The organism is Streptomyces sp. NPDC111507, from assembly GCF_055638955.1.
Genome location: NZ_JBVKBU010000001.1, coordinates 272,512 through 292,362 on the forward strand (window position 1 = coordinate 272,512; position 19,851 = coordinate 292,362).

Below are 19,851 nucleotides of genomic sequence, written 5' to 3' on the forward strand. Positions count from 1 at the left end.
ACCCCCGGAGTCGGCGAAGATGGCCCCATGACGAAGATCGAACCCCTGGGCGCGGAACGGGAACCCCTGGGCGCGGTCCGCGAACGCGTCCTGGCCTCGCTGCGGCAGGAGATCATCGCGGGGCGGCTGCGCCCCGGGGACCGTCTCGTCGAGCGCGAACTGGCGGAGCGCTTCGGGGTCTCACGGGTTCCCGTGCGCGAGGCGATCCGCGCGCTCGTGGCGGAGGGGTTCGTGCACTTCGAGACACCGCGCCGCACGGTCGTACGCCGGCTCACCCCGACGGACGTGGCCGAACTCTTCGAACTGCGCGAGGCACTGGAGGTCTACGCCGCCGGGCTCGCGGCGGCACGGGCGACACCGCGGGACCTCGCCGAGCTGGCGGACCTGCTGGACCGTGCGGCGACGGCGACCCGCGCCGACGACGCGGAGGCGATCACCGACATCAACACCCGCTTCCACGACCGCATCCTCGCCATGGCGGGCAACAGCCTGCTGATCTCCGTCATGGAGCCGGTCGACGGCCGCCTGCGCTGGCTCACCCGCCAGAACGAGGAGTGGCCCCAACTCCTCACCGAACACCACGAGTTGTACGAGTCCATCGCCTCCGGTGACCCGGAGCGCGCCCGCGCGCACGCCCTCGCCCACGTCCAGGCCAACTACCGGTCGACGGTGCGGCATCTCTTCGGCGACACCGAGGCTCCCCGGGCCTGAATCCGCCGGGGTCTAGCGCAGGGCGTACTTGTCCGTCGCCGCCACCAACGCGTCCACCACACCCCTCGCCCCCATGGTGTGCCCCACGTCGTCGACGACGATCAACTCACTGTCGGGCCAGGCATGGTGGAGCCGCCACACCGTGCCCAGCAGGTTCCCGAAGTCGAGACTGCCCTGGACGAGCGTGCCGGGGATGCCCTTCAGCAGGGGCGCGTCGCGGATCACGACGCCTTCGTCGTTGCCTTCCCCCAGGAAGTGGTCGTTGCCGAAGTAGTGGGTGACGGTCCGCGCGAAAGCCATGCGGAACTCCGGGTCCTCATAGCGCTTCTCCGACCGCGGCGGCGCGGGAACGATCGCCGTCTCCCAGTCGGTCCAGGCCCGCGCCGCCCGTGCCCGCACCTCGGGGTCGGGCGATTCGAGCAGCCTGCTGTACGCGGCGGCGAGGTTCCCGTCCCGCTCCCCCTCGGGCAGTTCGGCGAGGAACCGCTCGAAGGCCTCGGGGAAGAACCGTCCAAGTCCCCTGGTCAGCAAGGCCACTTCGGAGTTCGCGCCGGTGGCCACCGCGGTCAGCACCAGTTCTGAGACGACGTCCGGATGCGTCTGCGCGTACCGCAGCCCCAGCGCCGACCCCCACGACACGCCCCACACCAGCCATCGCCGGATGCCCAAGTGCCGTCGCAGCAGCTCCAGGTCGCCGATCACATGCGCCATCGTGTTGACGGCCATGTCCGTCCCGTACGCGGCGGCGTGCGGCGTGGAGCGTCCGCAGCCGCGCTGGTCGAGCAGCACGATCCGGTACTCGGCGGGGTCGAAGTAGCGCCGGAACCAGGGACCGCAGCCGGACCCCGGACCGCCGTGCAGCATGACGGCGGGCTTGCCGTCGGGGTTTCCGCAGACCTCCCAGTACACGTGGTTGCCGTCACCGACGTCGAGCATGCCGTGGTCGTACGGTTCGATCTCCGGATACAGGCTCATCGGGCGAGGTTAACCGTCGTACGGTCGCGTCGTCAGCCCCGCCGCCCCGGCCGCCGTACGCAGCACGTCCCGCAGCATGGCGGGCGTCAGCCGTCCGGTGAACGTGTTCCGCTGGCTGACGTGGAAGCACCCGAACAGCTCGATGGATCCCGCCGCCGGCCCGTCCCGCGCCCCCAGCGAAACCCTCGCCCCGTGCGCGAACACCGGCCTGGGCCGGGGCACCGTCCATCCCGCCGCGGCGAAGGCGGGCAGCGCGGCCTGCCAGCCGAAGGCTCCCAGCACGACCACCGACCGGAGCGTGGGCCGCAGCAGCTCCAACTCCCGTACGAGCCAGGGGCGGCAGGTGTCCCGCTCGCCGGGTGTCGGCTTGTTGGCGGGCGGCGCGCAGTGCACGGGCGAGGTGACGCGTACGCCGTACAGCTCCAGTCCGTCGTCCGCGCTCACCGAGGTCCCGCGCGAGGCGAGCCCCACGTCGTGCAGCGCCGCGTAGAGCACGTCCCCGGAGCGGTCCCCGGTGAACATCCGTCCGGTCCGGTTCCCGCCGTGGGCGGCGGGTGCGAGCCCGACGATGAGCAGCGAGGCGTCGGCCGGTCCGTAGCCGGGGACGGGGCGGCCCCAGTACGTCTGGTCGGCGAAGGCGGCGCGTCTGGTGCGGGCGACCTCCTCGCGCCACGCGACCAGCCGCGGACACGCCCGGCACCCGGCGATCCGGGCGTCCAGATCAGTCAGTGCGTCCAGGTCGTCCAGATCACCGACCATCCCGGGATCGCTTCTGTCGGCCGCGCTGCTGTCCATGCACCCACCGTACGACCGGGCCCGCCCACCGCTCCCCCACCCTGCCCTCGGTGGGTCAGTCGGTGGGCTGTTCGGCGGGGCGCAGCCCGGCGGTCCACTTCTCCTCGATCCGGCCGAACTTCCACACCGCCATGGCGACGAGCCAGGTCACGAAGAACAGTCCGACGATGACGAAGCCGAGCACGTTCAGGTCCAGACCCGCGACCCAGTCCCAGAAGACCCCGTGCAGAGCAAGCTTCTCGGCGAGCAGCCCCAGCAGTTCCACGGTGCCGATGATCAGGGCGACGGCGACGGACAGACCCGTGATGGTGAGGTTGTAGAAGACCTTGCGGACCGGCTTGGAGAACGCCCAGCCGTAGGCGAAGTTCATGAAGGACCCGTCGATGGTGTCCAGCAGCGACATGCCCGCGGCGAACAGCACCGGCAGACACAGGATCGCGTACCAGGGCAGGCCGGAGGCGGCGCCGGAACCGGCGAGGACCAGCAGGGCGATCTCCGTGGCGGTGTCGAAACCGAGGCCGAAGAGCATGCCGAGCGGGTACATCTGCCAGGGCTTGCTGATCGACTTCATCAGCCGGCCCAGGAGGCGGTTCATCAGCCCGCGGTTGTTGAGCTGCTCCTCCAGCGCCGCCTCGTCGAAGTGCCCGGTGCGCATCTGGCGGAACACCTTCCAGATCCCGACGAGGATGAGGAGGTTGATCCCGGCGATGAGGTAGAGGAAGACCCCGGAGACGGTCGTACCGATCACGCCGGTGACGCTGTGCAGCTGGGAGTTGTCGTCGCGGACGGGTCCGGCCAGCGCCTTGACGCCCAGCGACAGCAGGAGGGCCAGCGCGAAGACGATGCTGGAGTGCCCGAGCGAGAACCAGAAGCCGACGGAGAGCGGGCGCTTGCCCTCGCCCATCAGCTTGCGGGTGGTGTTGTCGATGGCCGCGATGTGGTCGGCGTCGAAGGCGTGCCGCATACCGAGGGTGTAGGCGGTGACACCGATCCCGATGCCGAAGCTCTTCGTGCCGATGCTGTAGTGCTCCGGCGCCACGATCACCACCAGGATGAACCAGCCGATGACGTGCAGCGCGAGGACGAAGGCCGCCATGCCGCCGAGCCGGGCCCACTCCCTGCGGGTCATCGAGGTGCGGATCCGCTGCCAACGCGAACCCGTCGAGGCGACGGGCTGCGGGGAGGTGGGAGCGGGGACGGTGACCATACGTGCCTGTCCTTACTTCCTCTTACAAGTACCGAAGTCACTCTCTGGCACAGATATCGCAGCTGCAACCAACTCGCAGTAAAGCCATCGGGGCACACCGGGCCAGGACTCTTCTAGAGTCGAGGCATGGCTTCTGAGGGTGCGGACGTCGAGCGGAACGACGAGAAGGTCGACGAGGAGGTCGACGAGGAGAAGGCGGTGGCCGCCGCCGAGGCCGCCCGCCCGGCGGGCGGCGAGAGCGTGCGGGTCGACAGCTGGATCTGGTCCGTACGTCTGGTCAAGACCCGCTCGGCGGGCGCGACCGCGTGCCGGGGCGGACACGTCCGGGTGAACGGGGACCGCGTCAAACCCGCGTACGCCGTGCGCGTCGGCGACGAGGTGCGCCTGCGGCAGGGGATCCGGGAACGGGTCGTCGTCGTGAAGCGGGTGATCCGCAAGCGGGTCGGCGCGCCCGTCGCCGCCGAGTGCTACGTCGACAACAGCCCGCCGCCCCCGCCGCGCGAGGCGATCGCCCCGGCCGGCGTCCGCGACCGCGGAGCGGGCCGCCCGACCAAGCGCGACCGCCGCGAGATGGAACGCCTCCGGGGCCTCGGCGGCCCCGACTCGCCCTGACCCGAGGGCGTCGCCGTACGACGTCGGGGGCTCCCCGTGGTCACTCGGGAAGCCCCCGACGTCGTACGGTCGTCGTGCGCCGTCACCGTGTCATGCCCGTCGCCGCACCCACCGGACCAGCTCGGTGGTGTGGTTCCTCCTGGCCCACGCGATCAGCGCGAGCGGCAGGATCAGGATGAGCGGAGTCGCCACGTACGGCCCGTGGATGACGGTGATGTTCACTACGAAGGCACCCACCATCAGCGCGCTGAGCGCCACCGCCGCCACCGAGGACAGCAGCGGGACCAGCAGGGCGAGGCCTCCGGCGAGTTCGAGCGTGCCGATGAGGTACATCCCCGTGCTGCCCCAGCCGAGCTTGTCGAACGCCTCGGCGGCCGACGGGTGCGCGATCAGTTTGGGCAGCGCGCTCGCGAACGCGTAGAAGAGTCCGAGCACGATCTGCAGCGCGCCCAGGGAGATCCGGGCACCGCGGCCACGGGTCTTCAGCGACGAGGTGGCGGAGATGGAGGTGGACGCGAGCGTGGTGACGGGGACGGTGGTCTCGGACATGAGGGTCTCCTGTGCGAAGCGGTACGCGTTGCTGTCGCAGGGGTAGACCGGGGTCGCGTGCGGAACTCATCGCCGTGGACCGGAAACGGGCTACAGCGCGAACCAGCCGTGCCCGACATACCAGTGCCCGCCCGCGCGCAGATGGTCCCCCACCGCACGCTCCACCGCGCTCCGGCGTGGCAGCGCGCGCGTGGGCAGCTCCGGATCGCCGAAGACGAAGCCGACCGGCACCCCGTCGTCCGGGGTCGTCTCCTGGTACGCGATCCGGAAGCGTTCCTGGAAGCGGATGATGTTCGACTCCGCCGGGAGATACCGCCCGAGCTGTGGATCGAGCAGCCAGGAGTGGCACACGGCGACTTCATGGCGCTCGTCGGGATAGTGCCGGGCGAAGAACTCCCGTGCCAGCGCGAGCGACCGCGCGCAGGCGGCGGGTGACAGCGGCCCGTGGAAGTCGGGTATGTGCAGGCTCAGACACGCGTCGCCGGGGCCGGCGTCGAGGCCCGCCGCCGCGACGGCCCGCCCCGTGCGTCGGCCGAGCCGCGACCGCTGGAACTGCAGCCGGCCCAGCTGGAACAACTCACCGTGGAAGTGCAGGGCGATCCACCAGGGGAACAGCAGCCCCGGCGTCCCGAGCCGTCTGTGGTGCACGGACACGTGCCGGCCGAGGTCGGCCAGCGTGCGCCGCGACACGTCGTCGGTGATGCCGAGCTCTCGGTGGTAGGCCCGGACGTACGGGAGCGCCGCGATGAAGACGTACAGGTGGAAGCCGCGCCCGAGCGGCCCCGTCGACTCGGGGAACGCGGGCGGCTCCCACCCCTTCCCGATCTCCCCCATGTCCCGTACGAAGCGGCCGACGCACCGGGCGAGGAGCGTCATCGCCTCCGGGTCGGCCGCCAGCCGGCCGCGCAGCGCGACGAGTTCGTTGATGTGCTCGTGGGCCACGGTCAGGTCGAGCAGGAGGTCCGGCAGCTCGTCCGCGTCCGGGAGCACCGCCTCCAGCCGGGGAGCGCTCTCGCTCTCCAGGTCCCTCAGCCACTCGGCGAGTCTCGCGTCCGCCCGCAGCGCCTCCAGCAGCACCCGCGCCTCCCGTCGGTCCGGCCGCCGCTCGCTCTCCGCGGCCCCTTGGTCAACGTGCACGACGAAGAGTACGTTTCCAGTAGGAGCGATGGTCACGGATCAGCGTCACGGAGTAGTGATCCGTATGCGTACAGGCAGTGAACCGACGACGGCGCGCAGCGCCCTGCGCATGCGCCTTTGGCTGAGTGTCTGGGGCCTGGTCTGGACGATCTTCGGTACGGCCGCGTTCGCGCTGGTCGGACGCCCCGGCTGGGCGGCCGCGTGCGGGGTGCTGTGGCTGATCGTCACCGTGGACATGACCATGATCCTGCGCCACATCCATCAGGGGCCGCACTACCAGCCGGGCCGCGACATCCCGCCGTACCGGCCTCCGGAGCACCGTCACCCGTAGCGGGTCGGCGACGGCCACGACGAGTCGCGCCCTACGACCTGCGACTTACGAGTCGAAGCGCGCCGCTTCCAGGTACTGGGGCTTCGGGTCGAGCGCCGCCGCCAGCCGGAAGTGCCGCTTCGCCTGGTCGGGGCGGAGCTGGCGCTCATAGGTGCGGGCCAGCGCGAAGTGCGCGAACGCGTTGTCCGGCTCGCGCTCCAGGACGATCGTGAACTCCAGCTCGGCGGGCCGCAGTTGCGCGGCGGCGAAGAAGGCACGCGCGCGCAGCAGTCGGGCGGCGGTGTTCTCCGGGTGCGCGGCGATCACTGGGTCGAGCAGCTTCACCGCGCCCCGCGGGTCCCGCGCGGCGAGCAGTTGCTCGGCGGCACGGAAGTCGATGACATGCGTCTCCGGAGTACGTCCGGTCGATCCGCTGGTCTCGGGCACGGCAGAGTCCTTCCCTCGCTGAACGGGTTCAACGCCCCCGTCCGGGGCGGCTATTCCTTGCGGGCATGCGCCCGGCGCACGAGATCCGCCCAAACCTCCCGTACGCGCCCCTCCAGCTCCTCCAGGGGGACGTCGTTGTCGATGACGACGTCCGCGATCCCCAGCCGCTTCTCGCGGGTGGCCTGGGCGGCCATGCGGGCGCGGGCGTCCGCCTCGGTCATGCCGCGCAGCCGCACGAGTCGGTCGAGCTGGGTCTCGGGGCTGACGTCGACGACGACCACGAGGTCGTACAGCGGTCCGAGGGCGTTCTCGGCGAGCAGCGGGACGTCATGGATCACGACGGCGTCCTCGGCCGCGGCACTTTCCAGCTCGCGGGAGCGGGCGCCCACCAGGGGGTGCACGATCGAGTTCAGGACGGCGAGCTTCTCCGGGTCGGCGAAGACGATCGAGCCCAGCTTGGGGCGGTCCAGACCGCCGTCGGGTGCGAGCACGTCCTGCCCGAAGGCGTCGACGACGGCCGCGAGCCCGGGTGTTCCGGGTGCGACGACCTCCCGCGCGATCAGATCCGCGTCGATCAGCACCGCGCCGAGCCGTACGAGCTGCCTCGACACCTCGCTCTTGCCGGCGCCGATACCGCCGGTCAGGCCAACCTTCAGCATGACCGAGAGCTTAGAGCCTGCCGGTGACGAGCCCCCCACGGCCCCCAAAGGGGCCCGTGCGTAGGCACGAACGTGCCTGCGCGCAGGCACGAAGGGACTCGTGCGTAGGCGCGAAGGGGCCTGCCTGCGCCCTCGCCCTACCGTGTCGTCCCCTACGGCGTCACCCTCCCTACGCGTCGCCTTCGCGCTCCGCCAGGAAGCGCTCGAACTCCAACCCGATCTCGTCCGCCGACGGGATGTCCACCGGCTCCGCGAGCATGTTGCCCCGCGTCTCGGCGCCCGCGGCGGCGTCGTACTGGTGCTCGAGGCCCTGGACGAGGGCCACGAGCTCCTCGTCGCCCTCCTGGATCTGCCGGTCGATCTCCGTCTGGGTGCGGTGCGCCTCGGTGCGCAGGGAGTGCGCTATGGCGGGGAGCACCAGGCCCGTGGCGCCCGTGATGGCCTCCAGGACGGTCAGCGCCGCGTCCGGGTACGGGGAGCGGGCGATGTAGTGCGGGACGTGCGCGGCGACGCCCAGGACGTCGTGTCCGGCCTCCATGAGGCGGTACTCGACGAGGGATTCGGCGCTGCCGGGGACCTGCGCCTCGTCGAAGGGGCTGCGGTGGCCCGGCACCAGGTCGGTGCGGTTGCCGTGCGGGGTGAGGCCCACGGGGCGGGTGTGCGGGACGCCCATGGGGATGCCGTGGAAGTTCACGGACAGCCGGACGCCGAGCCGCTCCACGATCTGCTGGACGGCGGCGGCGAAGCGCTCCCACTCGACGTCCGGTTCGGGTCCCGACAGCAGCAGGAAGGGCGCGCCCGTGGCGTCCTGGACGAGCCGCACGTCGAGCGTGGGCTCCTCGTAGTCCGTCCAGCGGTCGCGCTTGAACGTCAGCAGCGGGCGGCGCGCCCGGTAGTCCACGAGCCGGTCGTGATCGAAACGGGCCACGACCTGGTGGGGCAGCGAGTCGAGCAGACGGTCGACGATCTGGTCGCCCGTTTCACCCGCGTCGATGTATCCGTCGAAGTGGTAGAGCATGACCAGACCGGCCGACTCCTGGGCGAGTGCCATGTCCACCACGGCCAGGCCCTTCGGCTCCCATGCGTACAAACCCTGCGGATCAAGCACTGTGACCGCTCCTCCTCGTGTTCGTACTCCACAACGTGGTGAGGATCGCGAGCATTCCCCGGACCGCTCCTTTTACGGCTCGGTTCGCCTCCGGGGTCGTTGTCCCGCATACCTACGCCGACAGCACGCGTGTGTGCAGCGCGGTGACCGCCTTGCGGGCGGGGGTGAACGCGCCGCGCTGCCAGGCTCGGTGAAGCTGAGCCAGTCGCCTGCGGTGCGAGAAGGAGGACGCGAGTTCGGTGCGGTGCTTCTCGTCGTGGTCACCCCGGTCCTTGAGGAACTCGACCGGCTCTCCTGGTCGGTGGCGGTCAGCTCCTTGGACGTTGGTGAACACCTCGATGGGGACGCCGAGTTCGCACGCGGAGGCCAGGCAGGCGATGCCGTCGCCGACGATGACCGCCTTGGCGACGCAACGCACTGCGGGCCCGCACCCCGAAGGGTGCGGGCCCGCAGTCACGTGCTACTTGCTAGCGGTGAGCTTTCAGCTCTGGCCGCCGGCGAGCTTCTCGCGGAGGGCAGCCAGGGCCTCGTCCGACGCCAGGGCGCCGGAGGTGTCGTCCGACTCCGAGGAGTAGGAACCGCCACCGGAGGCGGCCGGAGCCGCACCCGTGGACGTGGCACCCTCGGCCTCGGCCTGAGCGTCGGCCTCGCGGGACTTGATGACCTGAGCCTGGTGCTGCTCGAAGCGCGACTGCGCCTCGGCGTACTGGTGCTCCCACGCCTCGCGCTGGGTCTCGTAGCCCTCGAGCCAGTCGTTGGTCTCGGGGTCGAAGCCCTCGGGGTAGATGTAGTTGCCCTGGTCGTCGTAGGACGCGGCCATGCCGTACAGGGTCGGGTCGAACTCGACCGAGGCCGGGTCGGCACCGAAGGACTCGTTGGCCTGCTTCAGCGAGAGGCTGATGCGGCGGCGCTCGAGGTCGATGTCGATGACCTTGACGAAGATCTCGTCGTTGACCTGGACGACCTGCTCCGGGATCTCCACGTGGCGCTCGGCCAGCTCGGAGATGTGGACCAGACCCTCGATGCCCTCGTCCACGCGGACGAACGCACCGAACGGAACGAGCTTGGTGACCTTACCCGGGACGACCTGACCGATCTGGTGCGTACGGGCGAACTGCTGCCACGGGTCTTCCTGCGTCGCCTTGAGCGACAGGGAGACGCGCTCGCGGTCCATGTCGACGTCGAGGACCTCGACGGTGACTTCCTGGCCGACCTCGACAACCTCGGAGGGGTGGTCGATGTGCTTCCAGGAGAGCTCGGAGACGTGCACGAGACCGTCGACGCCACCCAGGTCCACGAAGGCACCGAAGTTGACGATCGAGGAGACGACGCCGGAGCGGACCTGACCCTTCTGGAGGGTGGTGAGGAACGTCTGGCGAACCTCGGACTGGGTCTGCTCCAGCCAGGCACGGCGGGACAGGACCACGTTGTTGCGGTTCTTGTCCAGCTCGATGATCTTGGCCTCGAGCTCCTTGCCCACGTAGGGCTGGAGGTCGCGGACACGGCGCATCTCGACGAGGGAAGCCGGCAGGAAGCCACGGAGGCCGATGTCGAGGATGAGTCCACCCTTGACGACCTCGATGACGGTACCGGTGACGATGCCGTCCTCTTCCTTGATCTTCTCGATGGTGCCCCAGGCGCGCTCGTACTGGGCGCGCTTCTTCGAGAGGATCAGGCGGCCTTCCTTGTCCTCCTTCTGGAGAACAAGGGCTTCGATCTCGTCACCGACGGCGACGACCTCGTTCGGGTCGACGTCGTGCTTGATCGAGAGCTCGCGGCTCGGGATGACACCTTCGGTCTTGTAACCGATGTCGAGCAGGACCTCGTCCCGGTCGACCTTCACGATGACGCCGTCGACGATGTCGCCGTCGTTGAAGTACTTGATCGTCTCGTCGATCGCGGCGAGGAAGGCTTCCTCGTTACCGATGTCGTTGACCGCAACCTGCGGAGTGGTGGCGGTGGTCTCGGTGCTGCTCGTCATGTGGGAAAGGGCTCCGGTACGGACGGTGAGTCGTAGGTACTGCTTACGCCGGGAGCCCGTTTCGCCCTGTAGAAGCCGGACAGCCAAGGAAGCGCCGAACCCGGTTACCCGGTGGCGCCTCGAAAACCGAGGGGACATACATACAGATGCGAGCGCAGCCTGCTACGTCTGAGGAGCGCAGGCCCGCAGCGCAACTTGTAGCATACGGGGGCAGCCGGGCAGGGTCAATGCGCGAAGGCGCACACCCGGGGCGGATCGCCGCATTCCCGGCACAAAACCTGTCTCACGAGGCCACGCGGGCCATAGCCGGCCCCTGCCGTGACACTCCCGAGACCGGTTGGAGCCGCAGACTAATACGAGGGAGCCGATCATCCAAGAGCCCCAGATCCACGAACCGGAACACTCCGAGGTCCGGGAGCCCGAACCCGCCGAGCCGGAGGCGACCCGGCGCGACGCGGGCGTCACGGAGAGCTCCCGCGCCAACCGCGGCTGGTGGGACCGGAACGCGGACGACTACCAGACAGAACACGGCACGTTCCTCGGGGACGACCGTTTCGTATGGGGCCCCGAGGGCCTCGACGAGGTGGAGGCCGAGCTGCTCGGCCCGCCGGAGGACCTCAAGGGCAAGGACATCCTGGAGATCGGTGCCGGCGCGGCCCAGTGCTCGCGCTGGCTGGCCGCCCAGGGGGCCCGTCCGGTCGCCCTCGACCTCTCCCACCGCCAGCTCCAGCACGCGCTGCGCATAGGCGGCGGGGTGCCGCTCGTGGAGGCCGACGCGGGCGCGCTGCCCTTCGCGGACGGCTCCTTCGACCTCGCGTGCTCGGCGTACGGCGCGTTGCCGTTCGTGGCCGACCCGGTGCGCGTCCTGAAGGAGGTCCACCGGGTGCTGCGCCCCGGCGGCCGCTTCGTCTTCTCCGTGACGCACCCGATCCGCTGGGCCTTCCCGGACGAGCCCGGCCCCGAGGGCCTGTCCGTCTCCTCCTCCTACTTCGACCGCACTCCCTACGTCGAGCAGGACGAGGAGGGCCGCGCGGTGTACGTCGAGCACCACAGGACGGTCGGCGACCGGGTACGGGACGTGGTGGCCGGGGGCTTCCGGCTGCTCGACCTGGTCGAGCCGCAGTGGCCCGCCTGGAACACCCAGGAGTGGGGCGGCTGGTCCCCGCTGCGCGGAAACCTGATCCCCGGTACGGCGATCTTCGTGTGCGTACGAGACTGATCGGGTGATCCGTTACGACGCCCTGGACGCGCTGCCCGTACGCGGCGCCCTGCCCGCCCTGGACGACGCCCTGGAGGACGGCGGCAGCGCCGTGCTCGTGGCGCCGCCCGGAACGGGCAAGACGACCCTCGTGCCGCTGGCGCTCGCCGGACTCCTCGGCGGCCCGGGCGACGGGCGGCCGGCGCGCCGGGTCGTGGTCGCCGAACCGCGGCGGATCGCCGCCCGGGCCGCGGCGCGGCGGATGGCGTGGCTGCTCGGCGAGAAGGTCGGCGAGAGCGTCGGGTTCACCGTGCGCGGGGAGCGGGTCGTGGGGCCACGCGCGCGTGTGGAGGTCGTCACGACGGGTGTCCTCCTCCAGCGGCTCCAGCGGGACCAGGAGCTCGCGGGCGTCGACGTGGTGGTGCTCGACGAGTGCCACGAACGTCATCTGGACGCCGACACGGTCGCCGCGTTCCTCCTGGACGTACGGGCCGCGCTCCGTCCCGAGCTGCGGCTCGTGGCGGCGTCGGCGACCACGGACGCGGCGGGGTGGGCGCGGCTGCTGGGCGACGTGCCCGTCGTCGCGGCGGAGGGCGTCTCGTATCCGGTGGAGGTGGAGTGGGCGCCTCCGGTACGTCCGGTACGGCCGCCGCACGGCATGCGTGTCGACCCGGCGCTGCTGACGCATGTCGCGTCGGTGGTGCGGCGGGCACTGGCGGAGTGCGAGGGGGACGTCCTGTGTTTCCTCCCCGGGGTCGGTGAGATCGCGCGGGTGGCGGGCGGGCTGGGGGATCTGGGCGGCCGGGTCGACGTGCTCCAGGTGCACGGGCGGGCGCCCGCCGCCGTGCAGGACGCGGTGCTGTCGCCGGGGACCGGGGACCGGCGCCGGGTGGTCCTGGCGACCTCCGTGGCGGAGTCGTCGCTGACGGTTCCGGGGGTGCGGGTGGTCGTCGACTCCGGGCTGGCGCGGGAGCCGCGGGTGGACCACGCGCGGGGGCTGAGCGCGCTGACGACGGTACGGGCCTCGCAGGCGGCCGGACGGCAGCGGGCGGGGCGGGCCGGGCGTGAGGCGCCGGGGCGGGTGTACCGATGCTGGACGGAGGCCGAGGACGCCCGTCTGCCGCGATATCCCGCCCCGGAGATCAAGGTGGCCGACCTGACGGCGTTCGCCCTGCAGGCGGCCTGCTGGGGCGATCCTGGGGCGACGGGGCTGGCGCTCCTGGATCCGCCGCCGGGCGGGGCGATGGCGGCGGCGCGGTCCGTCCTGGCGGCGGTGGGCGCGGTGGACACGGCCGGCCGGGCCACGGAACGGGGTGTGCGCATGTCCAGGCTGGGCCTGCACCCCCGGCTCGCTCGGGCGCTGCTGGACGCGGCCCCCGTGGTGGGCGCCGACCGCGCCGCGGAAGTGGTCGCCCTCCTGAGCGAGGAGCCGCCCCGCGAGTACGGCGACGACCTGGCCGGGGCCTGGAGACTGGCCCGACGCGGCGGCGACCCCTACGCGTCCCGCTGGCGCACCGAATCCCGGCGCCTGCGCTCCGCGTCGACGGGTCTTTCCCGGCCACCCGCCCAGGACAGCGCCCGCGGTGAGGGGCTCGAAGGTGGTCCGTGGCCGGCCGGCGGGGGCGACGATCGTGTGGTCGCGCTGGTGGCTGCCCTGACGTTCCCCGAGCGGCTCGCGCAGGCGCAGGGCGGCTCCTACCTCATGCTGAACGGCACCCGTGCCGACGTCGGCGACGGCTCGGCTCTGCGCGGCGCGCCCTGGCTGGCGGTCGCCGTGGCCGATCGGCCCGTCGGGGCCGGGCACGCGCGTGTGCGGCTTGCCGCCGTCGTCGACGAGGAGACGGCACGGCGGGCCGCGGCGCCCCTGCGCTCCGAGGGGGACGAGGTCCACTGGGCCGGCGGCGACGTCGTCGCGCGGCGGGTCGAGCGGCTCGGGGCCGTGGAGCTGGCGGTGCGTCCGCTGAAGAACGCCGACCCCGGGCTCGTACGGGAGGCGTTGCTCGAAGGGCTGCGGGAGGACGGGTTCGGGCTGTTGCGGTGGTCACCGGATGCCGAGGGGCTGCGGCGTCGGCTCGGGTTCCTGCGGCTGCATCTGGGCGGCCCCTGGCCCGACGTGTCCGACGACGCGCTCCACGCGCGCGTGGACGAGTGGCTGGAGCCGGAGCTCGGCCGTGCCCGGCGGCGGGCCGATCTGGCGCGGATCGACGCCGGGCAGGCACTGAACCGGCTGCTGCCCTGGGCCACGGGAGACGCGGCCCGGCTGGACGAGCTCGCGCCGGAGCGGATCGAGGTGCCCAGTGGGTCCAGGATCCGGATCGACTACGCCAACCCGGAGCAGCCGGTGCTCGCCGTCAAGCTGCAGGAGATGTTCGGACTGCACGAGTCACCGGCCGTCGCCGGGGTGCCCGTGCTCGTCCATCTGCTCTCGCCCGCCGGGCGCCCCGCCGCCGTCACCGCCGACCTCGCCTCCTTCTGGAAGGACGGGTACAAGGCGGTGCGGGCGGAGCTGCGGGGTCGCTATCCCAAGCATCCGTGGCCCGAGGATCCGGCCACCGCCGAGCCGACCCGGCACACGAACGCGCGGCTCAGGCGTTGACCGGCTCCGGTTCCACCGCCTCCGTGGGGGCCGGGTCGCCCGGGCGGCGGCTGCGCGCCTCGAGGTAGAGGGAGAGGGACAGCAGAGCCGCGCCGAGGACCAGGAAGCCCCACGGCAGATACGACGTCAGCAGCAGGATCAGGGTGCGGTTGGACTTGACCAGGGCGACGGTGTGCTTGGTGTAGTCCTCGCGCATCTTCACGTCACCGGCGAATGCGGTCACCTTGTCGCGGCCCCCGAGGAGGGTGCCGCCCCGCAGCTCCTCCTTGTGGAGCTCCTCGCCGTAGACCGGCGCCCCGGTGACCGGTTCCACCCAGAACTTGCGGACGGTCGTGTACCAGCGTGTCGTGCCCGTCTTGGCGACCGACTCCGGAGTGATGCCCTGGACGGGCATGACCTTGGGGAACTTGACCTTCGTCCAGGGGATGGTCTGCTCGAAGTAGTACACCTTGACGCCACGGAAGGTCTGGGTGCCCTTGTAGTGGATGGGGGCCGAGGTGCGGGTCTGTGCGTCGAAGTACTCGTAGTCCCGCTTCTCCGTGTGGAAGGGCCACTTGAACTCGATGCCCTCGCGTGTGACGGGGTCGCCGTCGACGGACTCGCCCGTGGCGTGGACGGGGTCCTGGCTGTGCGCGTCGAAGATGTAACGCTCGGGGAGCCTGGAGACCATCTTCCCGTCGGGGCCCTGCACATAGGAGAGGCTGTCCCAGACGACGACATCGCGGCCCGCCGTCTTCTCGATGCGGTCGGAGGCCTCGACGTTGCCCTTCAGGGTCTGCACGATGGTGACCTTGGGGACCTTCTTGGCCTGCATGGTGCCGTAGTCGAGCAGGGTCGCGTCCTTCGCCTCCAGGACCATGTCCTGGTACTGGTTGGCGGGGATCTTCGCCAGCCGCGGGAAGGCGTACCAGCGCAGCAGCGGGGACAGCGCCGCGAAGAACACGGCGAAGGCGAGCAGGATCAGGCTGGCCTTGCGACGCATCTCGGCGTCCCTCCCTGAGAGTTGCGGATGCCCTGAGCGCTACGGGTGCGCGGGCACGGTCGTCAGCAGCGGCTTGGGCGAGGTCTTGCCTGCCGGTGAGCCCATGGCCGTGATCGTGAGCACCAGGGCGAACGCCACGGCGAGACCGGTCGCGGCGGCGATGAGGGCGCGCATGCGGGGCCTCCGGGGGACGGCGGATCGAGAACTGATACCTCGTCAGATCCGGCACCGTAGCAACGGCGGGGCGAGATGAGAACACCTTGCGCACACGAACGAGAACGCCCCTCCGCCTGTCGGCGGAGGGGCGCCCTTGACGCGCGTACGGCCTACGAGGCGGCCGCGGCGACCTTCAGCTCGACCGTCAGCACCGCGCCGCCCGTGGTGTTGACGCGGAGCAGGAACGTGCCGGTCGCGTCGTCCGCGTACAGCTTGGGGAGCTTGAGCACGCCGTCGGCGTCCGTCGTGAGGTCCGTGAGGGTGCGGATCGTCTTGCCGTCCGCGTCCTTGAAGTACGGGCCCTTGTCGTTCTCGGTCGCGTCGTCCGCCGACTTGATGAGCGTCGCGGTGGCCGCGACCTTGCCCGCGATGGCACCCTTGTAGGTGGCCTTCAGCTCGACCTGGTCGGCGAACTCACCGCCCGGCACGCAGGTCAGCGCCGTGTCGCTGGTGCGGGTGAGGGTGTCGGCCTGGCGCGGGGTGACGGTGGCCGTGTAGTCGAGGCCGCCCAGCACGCGGCCCACGACGGTGGCGCGGACGGTGAAGTCACCGGCCTTCTCCCCCGCCACGAGTGCGGGCGCGGTGGCCGTGCCCGCGCTGCCGGTGACGACCGTGGCGACGCTCTCGCCACCGGTGAAGGTGGCGTCCGTGTCGCCGATGATCGTGAACCGCACCCGGACCTTCGCCACGCCCTTGCTCGCCGTGGACTCGGCCCGCACGGCGACCTTGGTGCCGAAGGCGCTGCCCGCCGTCGCCGTGAGCTTCCCGGTGTTCGCGTCCTCCAGATGGTCCACCGTCTGGGTGGGCGTGGGAGGCGTCGGGCTCGGCGCGGGCGAACTCGGCTTGGGCGGCTTCGGAGTGGGGCTCGTCGAGCCGCCACTGCCCGGCGGCTTGGGGGAATTCGGCGTGCTCGGTGTGCTCGGCGTACTCGGTGTCGCGGGCGTGGACGGGCTGGGGCTCGCCCCGGGGTCGTTGTTGCTGCTGTGCGAGGGCAGGGTGCCCGTGCCGTCCGGGACCTCGTGGGTGCCCTTGCGGTAGTACTCCAGCCACGACAGAACCGTGTTGAGGTACTCCGTCGAGTTGTTGTAGTTCAGGATCGCGGCGTTCATCTGCGACTGCACGGACAGGTCCCGGTCGAACCGGCACAGGTAGTGGCCGGCCGCGAGCGCCGCGTCGTAGACGTTGTTGGGGTCCTTCTTGCCGTCGCCGTTGCCGTCGCGGCCCGCCCACTCCCAGGTGGAGGGGATGAACTGCATGGGGCCCACGGCCCGGTCGTAGGCGGGGTCGCCGTCGTACGCGCCGTTGTCGGTGTCGGCGATCAGGGCGAAGCCGTTGCCGTCGAGCTTGGGGCCGAGGATCGGCGAGTACGTCGTACCGCTCGCATCGACCCGGCCGCCGCGGGCCTGGCCGGACTCGACCTTGCCGATGGCGGCGAGGAGTTGCCAGGGCAGGTTGCAGCCCGGCTTGGAGGCGCGCAGCTCGGCCTCGGCCTTCTTGTAGGCGTCGAGGACGGTCGCGGGTATGCCGGCCTCGGCCTCGCCCACGGAGACGGTCGTGCCGGTGGTCGGGCTCGCGGACGGGCTCGGGTTGGGGCTCTTCAGCGGCGGAAGGTCGGTGTAGTACGGCGAGTCGCCGGTCGCGCCGCCGCCTTCACCGCCGGTCTTCGCGTCCCCCGATGGCTGGGCGGCACCGGCGGCCTGTCTGCCGAGGTCGTCGGTGGTCACTCCGGGTGCCTGGGAAGCGGACAGGGCTGCGACCGCGACCGCGGCCACGGCGGTGGTCGTCGCCCCCTTGCGCAGTCTGCCGAAATGCGCCGCCATTGAGTGAACCCCTCCCGTGGACGACCGCCCGCGCACCGCGCGTTCGCTGGCTCAGTGACCCAGGCGACCCTACGACAACTTCCGTCGCCCGGGCACCCGTTCGTGCCCGATTTTCACCGGTTGGCCATGTGGGATTGTCCAAGAGAACACGCACCGCGGGGTGGAGCCCGTGGACATTTTCCTACGTCCCTCATACTGGGCGTCGGAGATCACCGGGGCCGACATATCAGACCAACGTCTGCCACAGGGGGACGCTTTGCCCTTCACCCTCAGCCACGCGGCAGCCGTACTGCCCGCCCTGCGCGGCGACGGGAGCGGCCGCCTCGCGCCCGCGGCACTCGTGGCCGGTTCCTTCGCCCCCGACATGACCTACTACGCGGCGAGCGTGGTTCCCGGAGCGATGGAGTTCGGCGACTTCACGCACTCGTTCACCGGTGTCCTCACCTTCGACGTACTCGTCGCCTGCGCGTTGGCGGGTGCCTGGCTGGTACTGCGCGAACCCCTGGTGGCACTGCTGCCACGGGCCCGTCAGGGCCGTCCCGCGGCTCTGCTGCGCTGCGGGACACCGCGCGGGCCGGTGCGCTCCACGGCCGCACTGTGGTGGTACGCCTCCGCGGTGCTCGGCGCGCTGACACACGTCGTGTGGGACGCGTTCACGCACCACGACCGGTGGGGGGTGCGGCTGGTCCCCGTCCTGTCGCGGAACGCCGACGGCACGCCGGTGTTCACCTACGCGCAGTACGGCAGTTCGCTGGTGGGCGCCGTCGTGATCGTGGCCTTCGTGAGCATCGCGCTGCGCCGGGCGCCCTCGGCCGAACCGGTGGGGGTGCCGGTGCTGTCGCGTTCCGACCGGTGGCTGGCAGCCGCCGTCATCGGCGGCTGCGGGCTGGTGGGCGCCGTGCAGCGGGCGTCACGCTGGTGGGCTTACTGGGGCACCCGCGCGAAGCCCTGGGAGTTGATCCCGGCGCTCTGTTTCGGCGCGGGTGCGGGTCTCGTGCTCGGCCTCGCGCTGTACGCCGTCGGGGTCAGGGTGTGGCGCCCCGCTCCGGCTCGTCCCAGCCCAGCACCGGTCCGCGCGGCGCCGAACCGTCCGACACCTCGCTGATCCTGTTCTCCGGAGTGAAGCCCTGGACAACACCGCGCCGACGGTTGAGGCCGCGGTGGACGGCCTGGGCGATGCGCTCGATGGTGCGGACCCCGTACGTCATCGTCGGGTTGTCGTGCGACAGGACGACGATGCGGTACCTGCGGCCGGAGCCGGTGAACACGCCGACGCTGTGCACGCGCCAGCCGTGGGTGGACCGGGGCAGCCAGCCGTTCTTGATGTGCGCCCGCATGCCGCGCGGCATGCCGGCGGGGACGCCCCAGCGCTGGTCGCTGCGGACCTGGCTGAGCAGTTTCAGGCCGTAGGCGCGGCTCTTCAGGAAGGAACGGGCGCCTGTGAGCACGCCCAGCAGCCGCATCTGGTCGGTGGCCGTCGTGCGGGTCAGACCCCAGTAACCGGCCCGGCCGAGCTCGGTGCGGCGCGTTCCGACACGCTCCAGGAAACGGCGGAGGTAGGTGTGGCCCAGGTCGTTCCACAGATGCTGGGCCGCGGTGTTGTCCGAGATGGTGATCATGGGGCGTACGTTGGCGAGCTCCCAGTTCGTGAGGGTGCGGCGCAGCTCGTCCGCGCGGCGCAGGGTGGCCTCCATGATCGTGACCTTGACGACGCTCGCCGAGTCGTACTGACGCTCGCTCGCGAGGGCGCAGGTCAGATCGGTGTTGTCGTCGCGCACCGCCACGGCGACGGTGCCCTGGCGTGACGACAGTGCCGCCCCGATGTCACGGGACATCCGGGCGGCGAGCTCGGGGTTGCGGGTGGAACGGCAGGCCGCGGGCACCTGGGCGGTGCTCGCGCTCGCGGCCACCGCGGGTACCGGCGCGAGCAGCGCCGAGACGACTGCTGTGGCCATGGCCGTGTGACGGTTGAGCATGCTTGTACCCATGCCCGCATCCTTACGGTCCCCTTGCACGGGGGGCGTCTTTGCGAGGGCCACGCGAGTGACGGTTCCCTCCGGGGGTTGAGCGGACCCCCCTCCCCTGCGCCTCCGGCCCACCGGAAAGGGCTCATGCCCTACAAGCAGCCAACGCGAGGACTTCACCCTGCGGGCGGCTCGGAAGGCGGGGCGGGGGCGGCTTGCGCCGCAAGCGGCTGCGAGGGGGGTGCCCTGTGGGCGGAGGGTTCCCCCAGCGGGGTGGGGCATCTGTCCACACCGGCGCACAAGCCGCCCGCGGGGCACCCGACGCCGAGAGCGGACGGAGCCACGACCAGCTCCACCCGGGGCCGAACCCACCCGGCCCGGCGCGGGGGCCGAGACCCGCGGCCGAAGCCGGAACCGAGATCGAAGCCCGGGCCCGGGATCGAAGCCTGGCCCAGGGCCGGGGCCGGGGCCGGGGGCTGGAGCGCGAGGCCAGGACCGGGCCCGAGGCCGGAACCGGGATCGAAGCGGGGCCGGGGCCGGGGGTCGGAGCGCGAGGCCCGGACCGGAACCCGGGCGCGAGGCCA

Annotated in this window: 20 protein-coding genes; 6 read left to right on the forward strand and 14 right to left on the reverse strand. The window is 71.4% G+C overall.

The window, feature by feature from the left end; all coding sequences use genetic code 11:
• The first annotated feature begins 27 nt into the window (after window positions 1-27).
• Window positions 28-711 carry a GntR family transcriptional regulator gene (locus ACZ7M2_RS01255; protein ID WP_471593663.1) on the forward strand — a complete coding sequence of 228 codons (684 nt, stop codon included), beginning with the start codon at window positions 28-30 and terminating at the stop codon, window positions 709-711.
• Window positions 712-723: 12 nt separating this feature from the next.
• Here the strand turns inward: ACZ7M2_RS01255 and pip are convergent, their stop codons facing one another.
• The 3 genes from pip to nicT form a co-directional block, all read right to left on the reverse strand.
• Window positions 724-1,686 carry a prolyl aminopeptidase gene (gene pip / locus ACZ7M2_RS01260; RefSeq protein ID WP_471593664.1) on the reverse strand — a complete coding sequence of 321 codons (963 nt, stop codon included), beginning with the start codon at window positions 1,684-1,686 and terminating at the stop codon, window positions 724-726.
• Between the two features lie 9 nt (window positions 1,687-1,695).
• On the reverse strand, window positions 1,696-2,445 hold the full coding sequence (locus ACZ7M2_RS01265) for a uracil-DNA glycosylase (RefSeq protein WP_471594495.1): 750 nt from the start codon (window positions 2,443-2,445) through the stop codon (window positions 1,696-1,698).
• Window positions 2,446-2,536: 91 nt separating this feature from the next.
• Window positions 2,537-3,688, reverse strand: a complete 1,152-nt coding sequence (nicT, locus tag ACZ7M2_RS01270) for a Nickel transporter NicT (RefSeq protein ID WP_471593665.1) — start codon at window positions 3,686-3,688, stop codon at window positions 2,537-2,539.
• 126 nt (window positions 3,689-3,814) lie between these two features.
• Between nicT and ACZ7M2_RS01275 the strand changes: the two genes are divergently transcribed.
• Entirely contained in the window at window positions 3,815-4,300 is a 486-nt protein-coding gene (locus tag ACZ7M2_RS01275; RefSeq protein ID WP_471593666.1) for an RNA-binding S4 domain-containing protein, read from the forward strand.
• A 90-nt stretch (window positions 4,301-4,390) separates the two neighbouring features.
• On the opposite strand, the gene ACZ7M2_RS01280 is transcribed toward ACZ7M2_RS01275, so the two are convergent.
• Both ACZ7M2_RS01280 and ACZ7M2_RS01285 read right to left on the reverse strand, forming a co-directional pair.
• Entirely contained in the window at window positions 4,391-4,849 is a 459-nt protein-coding gene (locus ACZ7M2_RS01280) for a DoxX family protein (RefSeq protein WP_471593667.1), read from the reverse strand.
• A gap of 90 nt (window positions 4,850-4,939) precedes the next feature.
• The gene (locus tag ACZ7M2_RS01285) at window positions 4,940-5,986 is read right to left on the reverse strand and encodes an acyltransferase domain-containing protein (RefSeq protein WP_471593668.1); all 1,047 of its coding nucleotides are present in this window, start codon (window positions 5,984-5,986) and stop codon (window positions 4,940-4,942) included.
• A 64-nt stretch (window positions 5,987-6,050) separates the two neighbouring features.
• On the opposite strand from ACZ7M2_RS01285, the gene ACZ7M2_RS01290 reads away from it, so the two are divergent.
• Window positions 6,051-6,317 (forward strand): DUF6343 family protein, encoded by a 267-nt coding sequence (locus ACZ7M2_RS01290; protein WP_352046495.1) that lies wholly within the window; start codon window positions 6,051-6,053, stop codon window positions 6,315-6,317.
• A 45-nt stretch (window positions 6,318-6,362) separates the two neighbouring features.
• Here ACZ7M2_RS01290 and ACZ7M2_RS01295 read toward each other — a convergent pair whose 3' ends face one another.
• From ACZ7M2_RS01295 to rpsA, 5 genes are all read right to left on the reverse strand, one after another.
• Entirely contained in the window at window positions 6,363-6,743 is a 381-nt protein-coding gene (locus ACZ7M2_RS01295; RefSeq protein ID WP_054235974.1) for a tetratricopeptide repeat protein, read from the reverse strand.
• A 50-nt stretch (window positions 6,744-6,793) separates the two neighbouring features.
• The gene (coaE, locus tag ACZ7M2_RS01300; protein WP_471593669.1) at window positions 6,794-7,402 is read right to left on the reverse strand and encodes a dephospho-CoA kinase; all 609 of its coding nucleotides are present in this window, start codon (window positions 7,400-7,402) and stop codon (window positions 6,794-6,796) included.
• A 169-nt stretch (window positions 7,403-7,571) separates the two neighbouring features.
• Window positions 7,572-8,510: a PAC2 family protein gene (locus ACZ7M2_RS01305; RefSeq protein WP_060898459.1), complete on the reverse strand. Its 939-nt coding sequence runs from the start codon at window positions 8,508-8,510 to the stop codon at window positions 7,572-7,574.
• 112 nt (window positions 8,511-8,622) lie between these two features.
• On the reverse strand, window positions 8,623-8,928 hold the full coding sequence (locus tag ACZ7M2_RS01310) for a hypothetical protein (RefSeq protein WP_471593670.1): 306 nt from the start codon (window positions 8,926-8,928) through the stop codon (window positions 8,623-8,625).
• 63 nt (window positions 8,929-8,991) lie between these two features.
• Window positions 8,992-10,491: a 30S ribosomal protein S1 gene (gene rpsA, locus ACZ7M2_RS01315; protein WP_075026303.1), complete on the reverse strand. Its 1,500-nt coding sequence runs from the start codon at window positions 10,489-10,491 to the stop codon at window positions 8,992-8,994.
• Window positions 10,492-10,828: 337 nt separating this feature from the next.
• Between rpsA and ACZ7M2_RS01320 the strand changes: the two genes are divergently transcribed.
• Window positions 10,829-11,710, forward strand: coding sequence for a class I SAM-dependent methyltransferase (locus tag ACZ7M2_RS01320; RefSeq protein WP_254650252.1), 882 nt, complete (start codon window positions 10,829-10,831; stop codon window positions 11,708-11,710).
• A 4-nt stretch (window positions 11,711-11,714) separates the two neighbouring features.
• Window positions 11,715-14,285, forward strand: a complete 2,571-nt coding sequence (gene hrpB / locus ACZ7M2_RS01325; RefSeq protein ID WP_471593671.1) for an ATP-dependent helicase HrpB — start codon at window positions 11,715-11,717, stop codon at window positions 14,283-14,285.
• Here hrpB and pgfA read toward each other — a convergent pair.
• The 3 genes from pgfA to ACZ7M2_RS01340 all read right to left on the reverse strand — a co-directional run bounded on the left by pgfA (window position 14,275) and on the right by ACZ7M2_RS01340 (window position 17,303).
• Window positions 14,275-15,267, reverse strand: coding sequence for a cell envelope lipid trafficking protein PgfA (gene pgfA, locus ACZ7M2_RS01330; protein ID WP_471593672.1), 993 nt, complete (start codon window positions 15,265-15,267; stop codon window positions 14,275-14,277). The two genes, hrpB and pgfA, sit on opposite strands and share 11 nt — an antisense overlap.
• A 39-nt stretch (window positions 15,268-15,306) precedes the next feature.
• Window positions 15,307-15,441, reverse strand: coding sequence for an SPW_0924 family protein (locus ACZ7M2_RS01335; protein WP_107096558.1), 135 nt, complete (start codon window positions 15,439-15,441; stop codon window positions 15,307-15,309).
• A 152-nt stretch (window positions 15,442-15,593) separates the two neighbouring features.
• The gene (locus ACZ7M2_RS01340; protein ID WP_471593673.1) at window positions 15,594-17,303 is read right to left on the reverse strand and encodes a lytic transglycosylase domain-containing protein; all 1,710 of its coding nucleotides are present in this window, start codon (window positions 17,301-17,303) and stop codon (window positions 15,594-15,596) included.
• A gap of 256 nt (window positions 17,304-17,559) precedes the next feature.
• On the opposite strand from ACZ7M2_RS01340, the gene ACZ7M2_RS01345 reads away from it, so the two are divergent.
• Window positions 17,560-18,408, forward strand: coding sequence for a DUF4184 family protein (locus tag ACZ7M2_RS01345; RefSeq protein WP_471593674.1), 849 nt, complete (start codon window positions 17,560-17,562; stop codon window positions 18,406-18,408).
• Here the strand turns inward: ACZ7M2_RS01345 and ACZ7M2_RS01350 are convergent.
• A complete protein-coding gene (locus ACZ7M2_RS01350) occupies window positions 18,329-19,291 on the reverse strand; it encodes a serine hydrolase (RefSeq protein WP_471593675.1) in 963 nt (320 codons plus the stop codon). The two genes, ACZ7M2_RS01345 and ACZ7M2_RS01350, sit on opposite strands and share 80 nt — an antisense overlap.
• Between the last annotated feature and the right edge of the window lie 560 nt (window positions 19,292-19,851).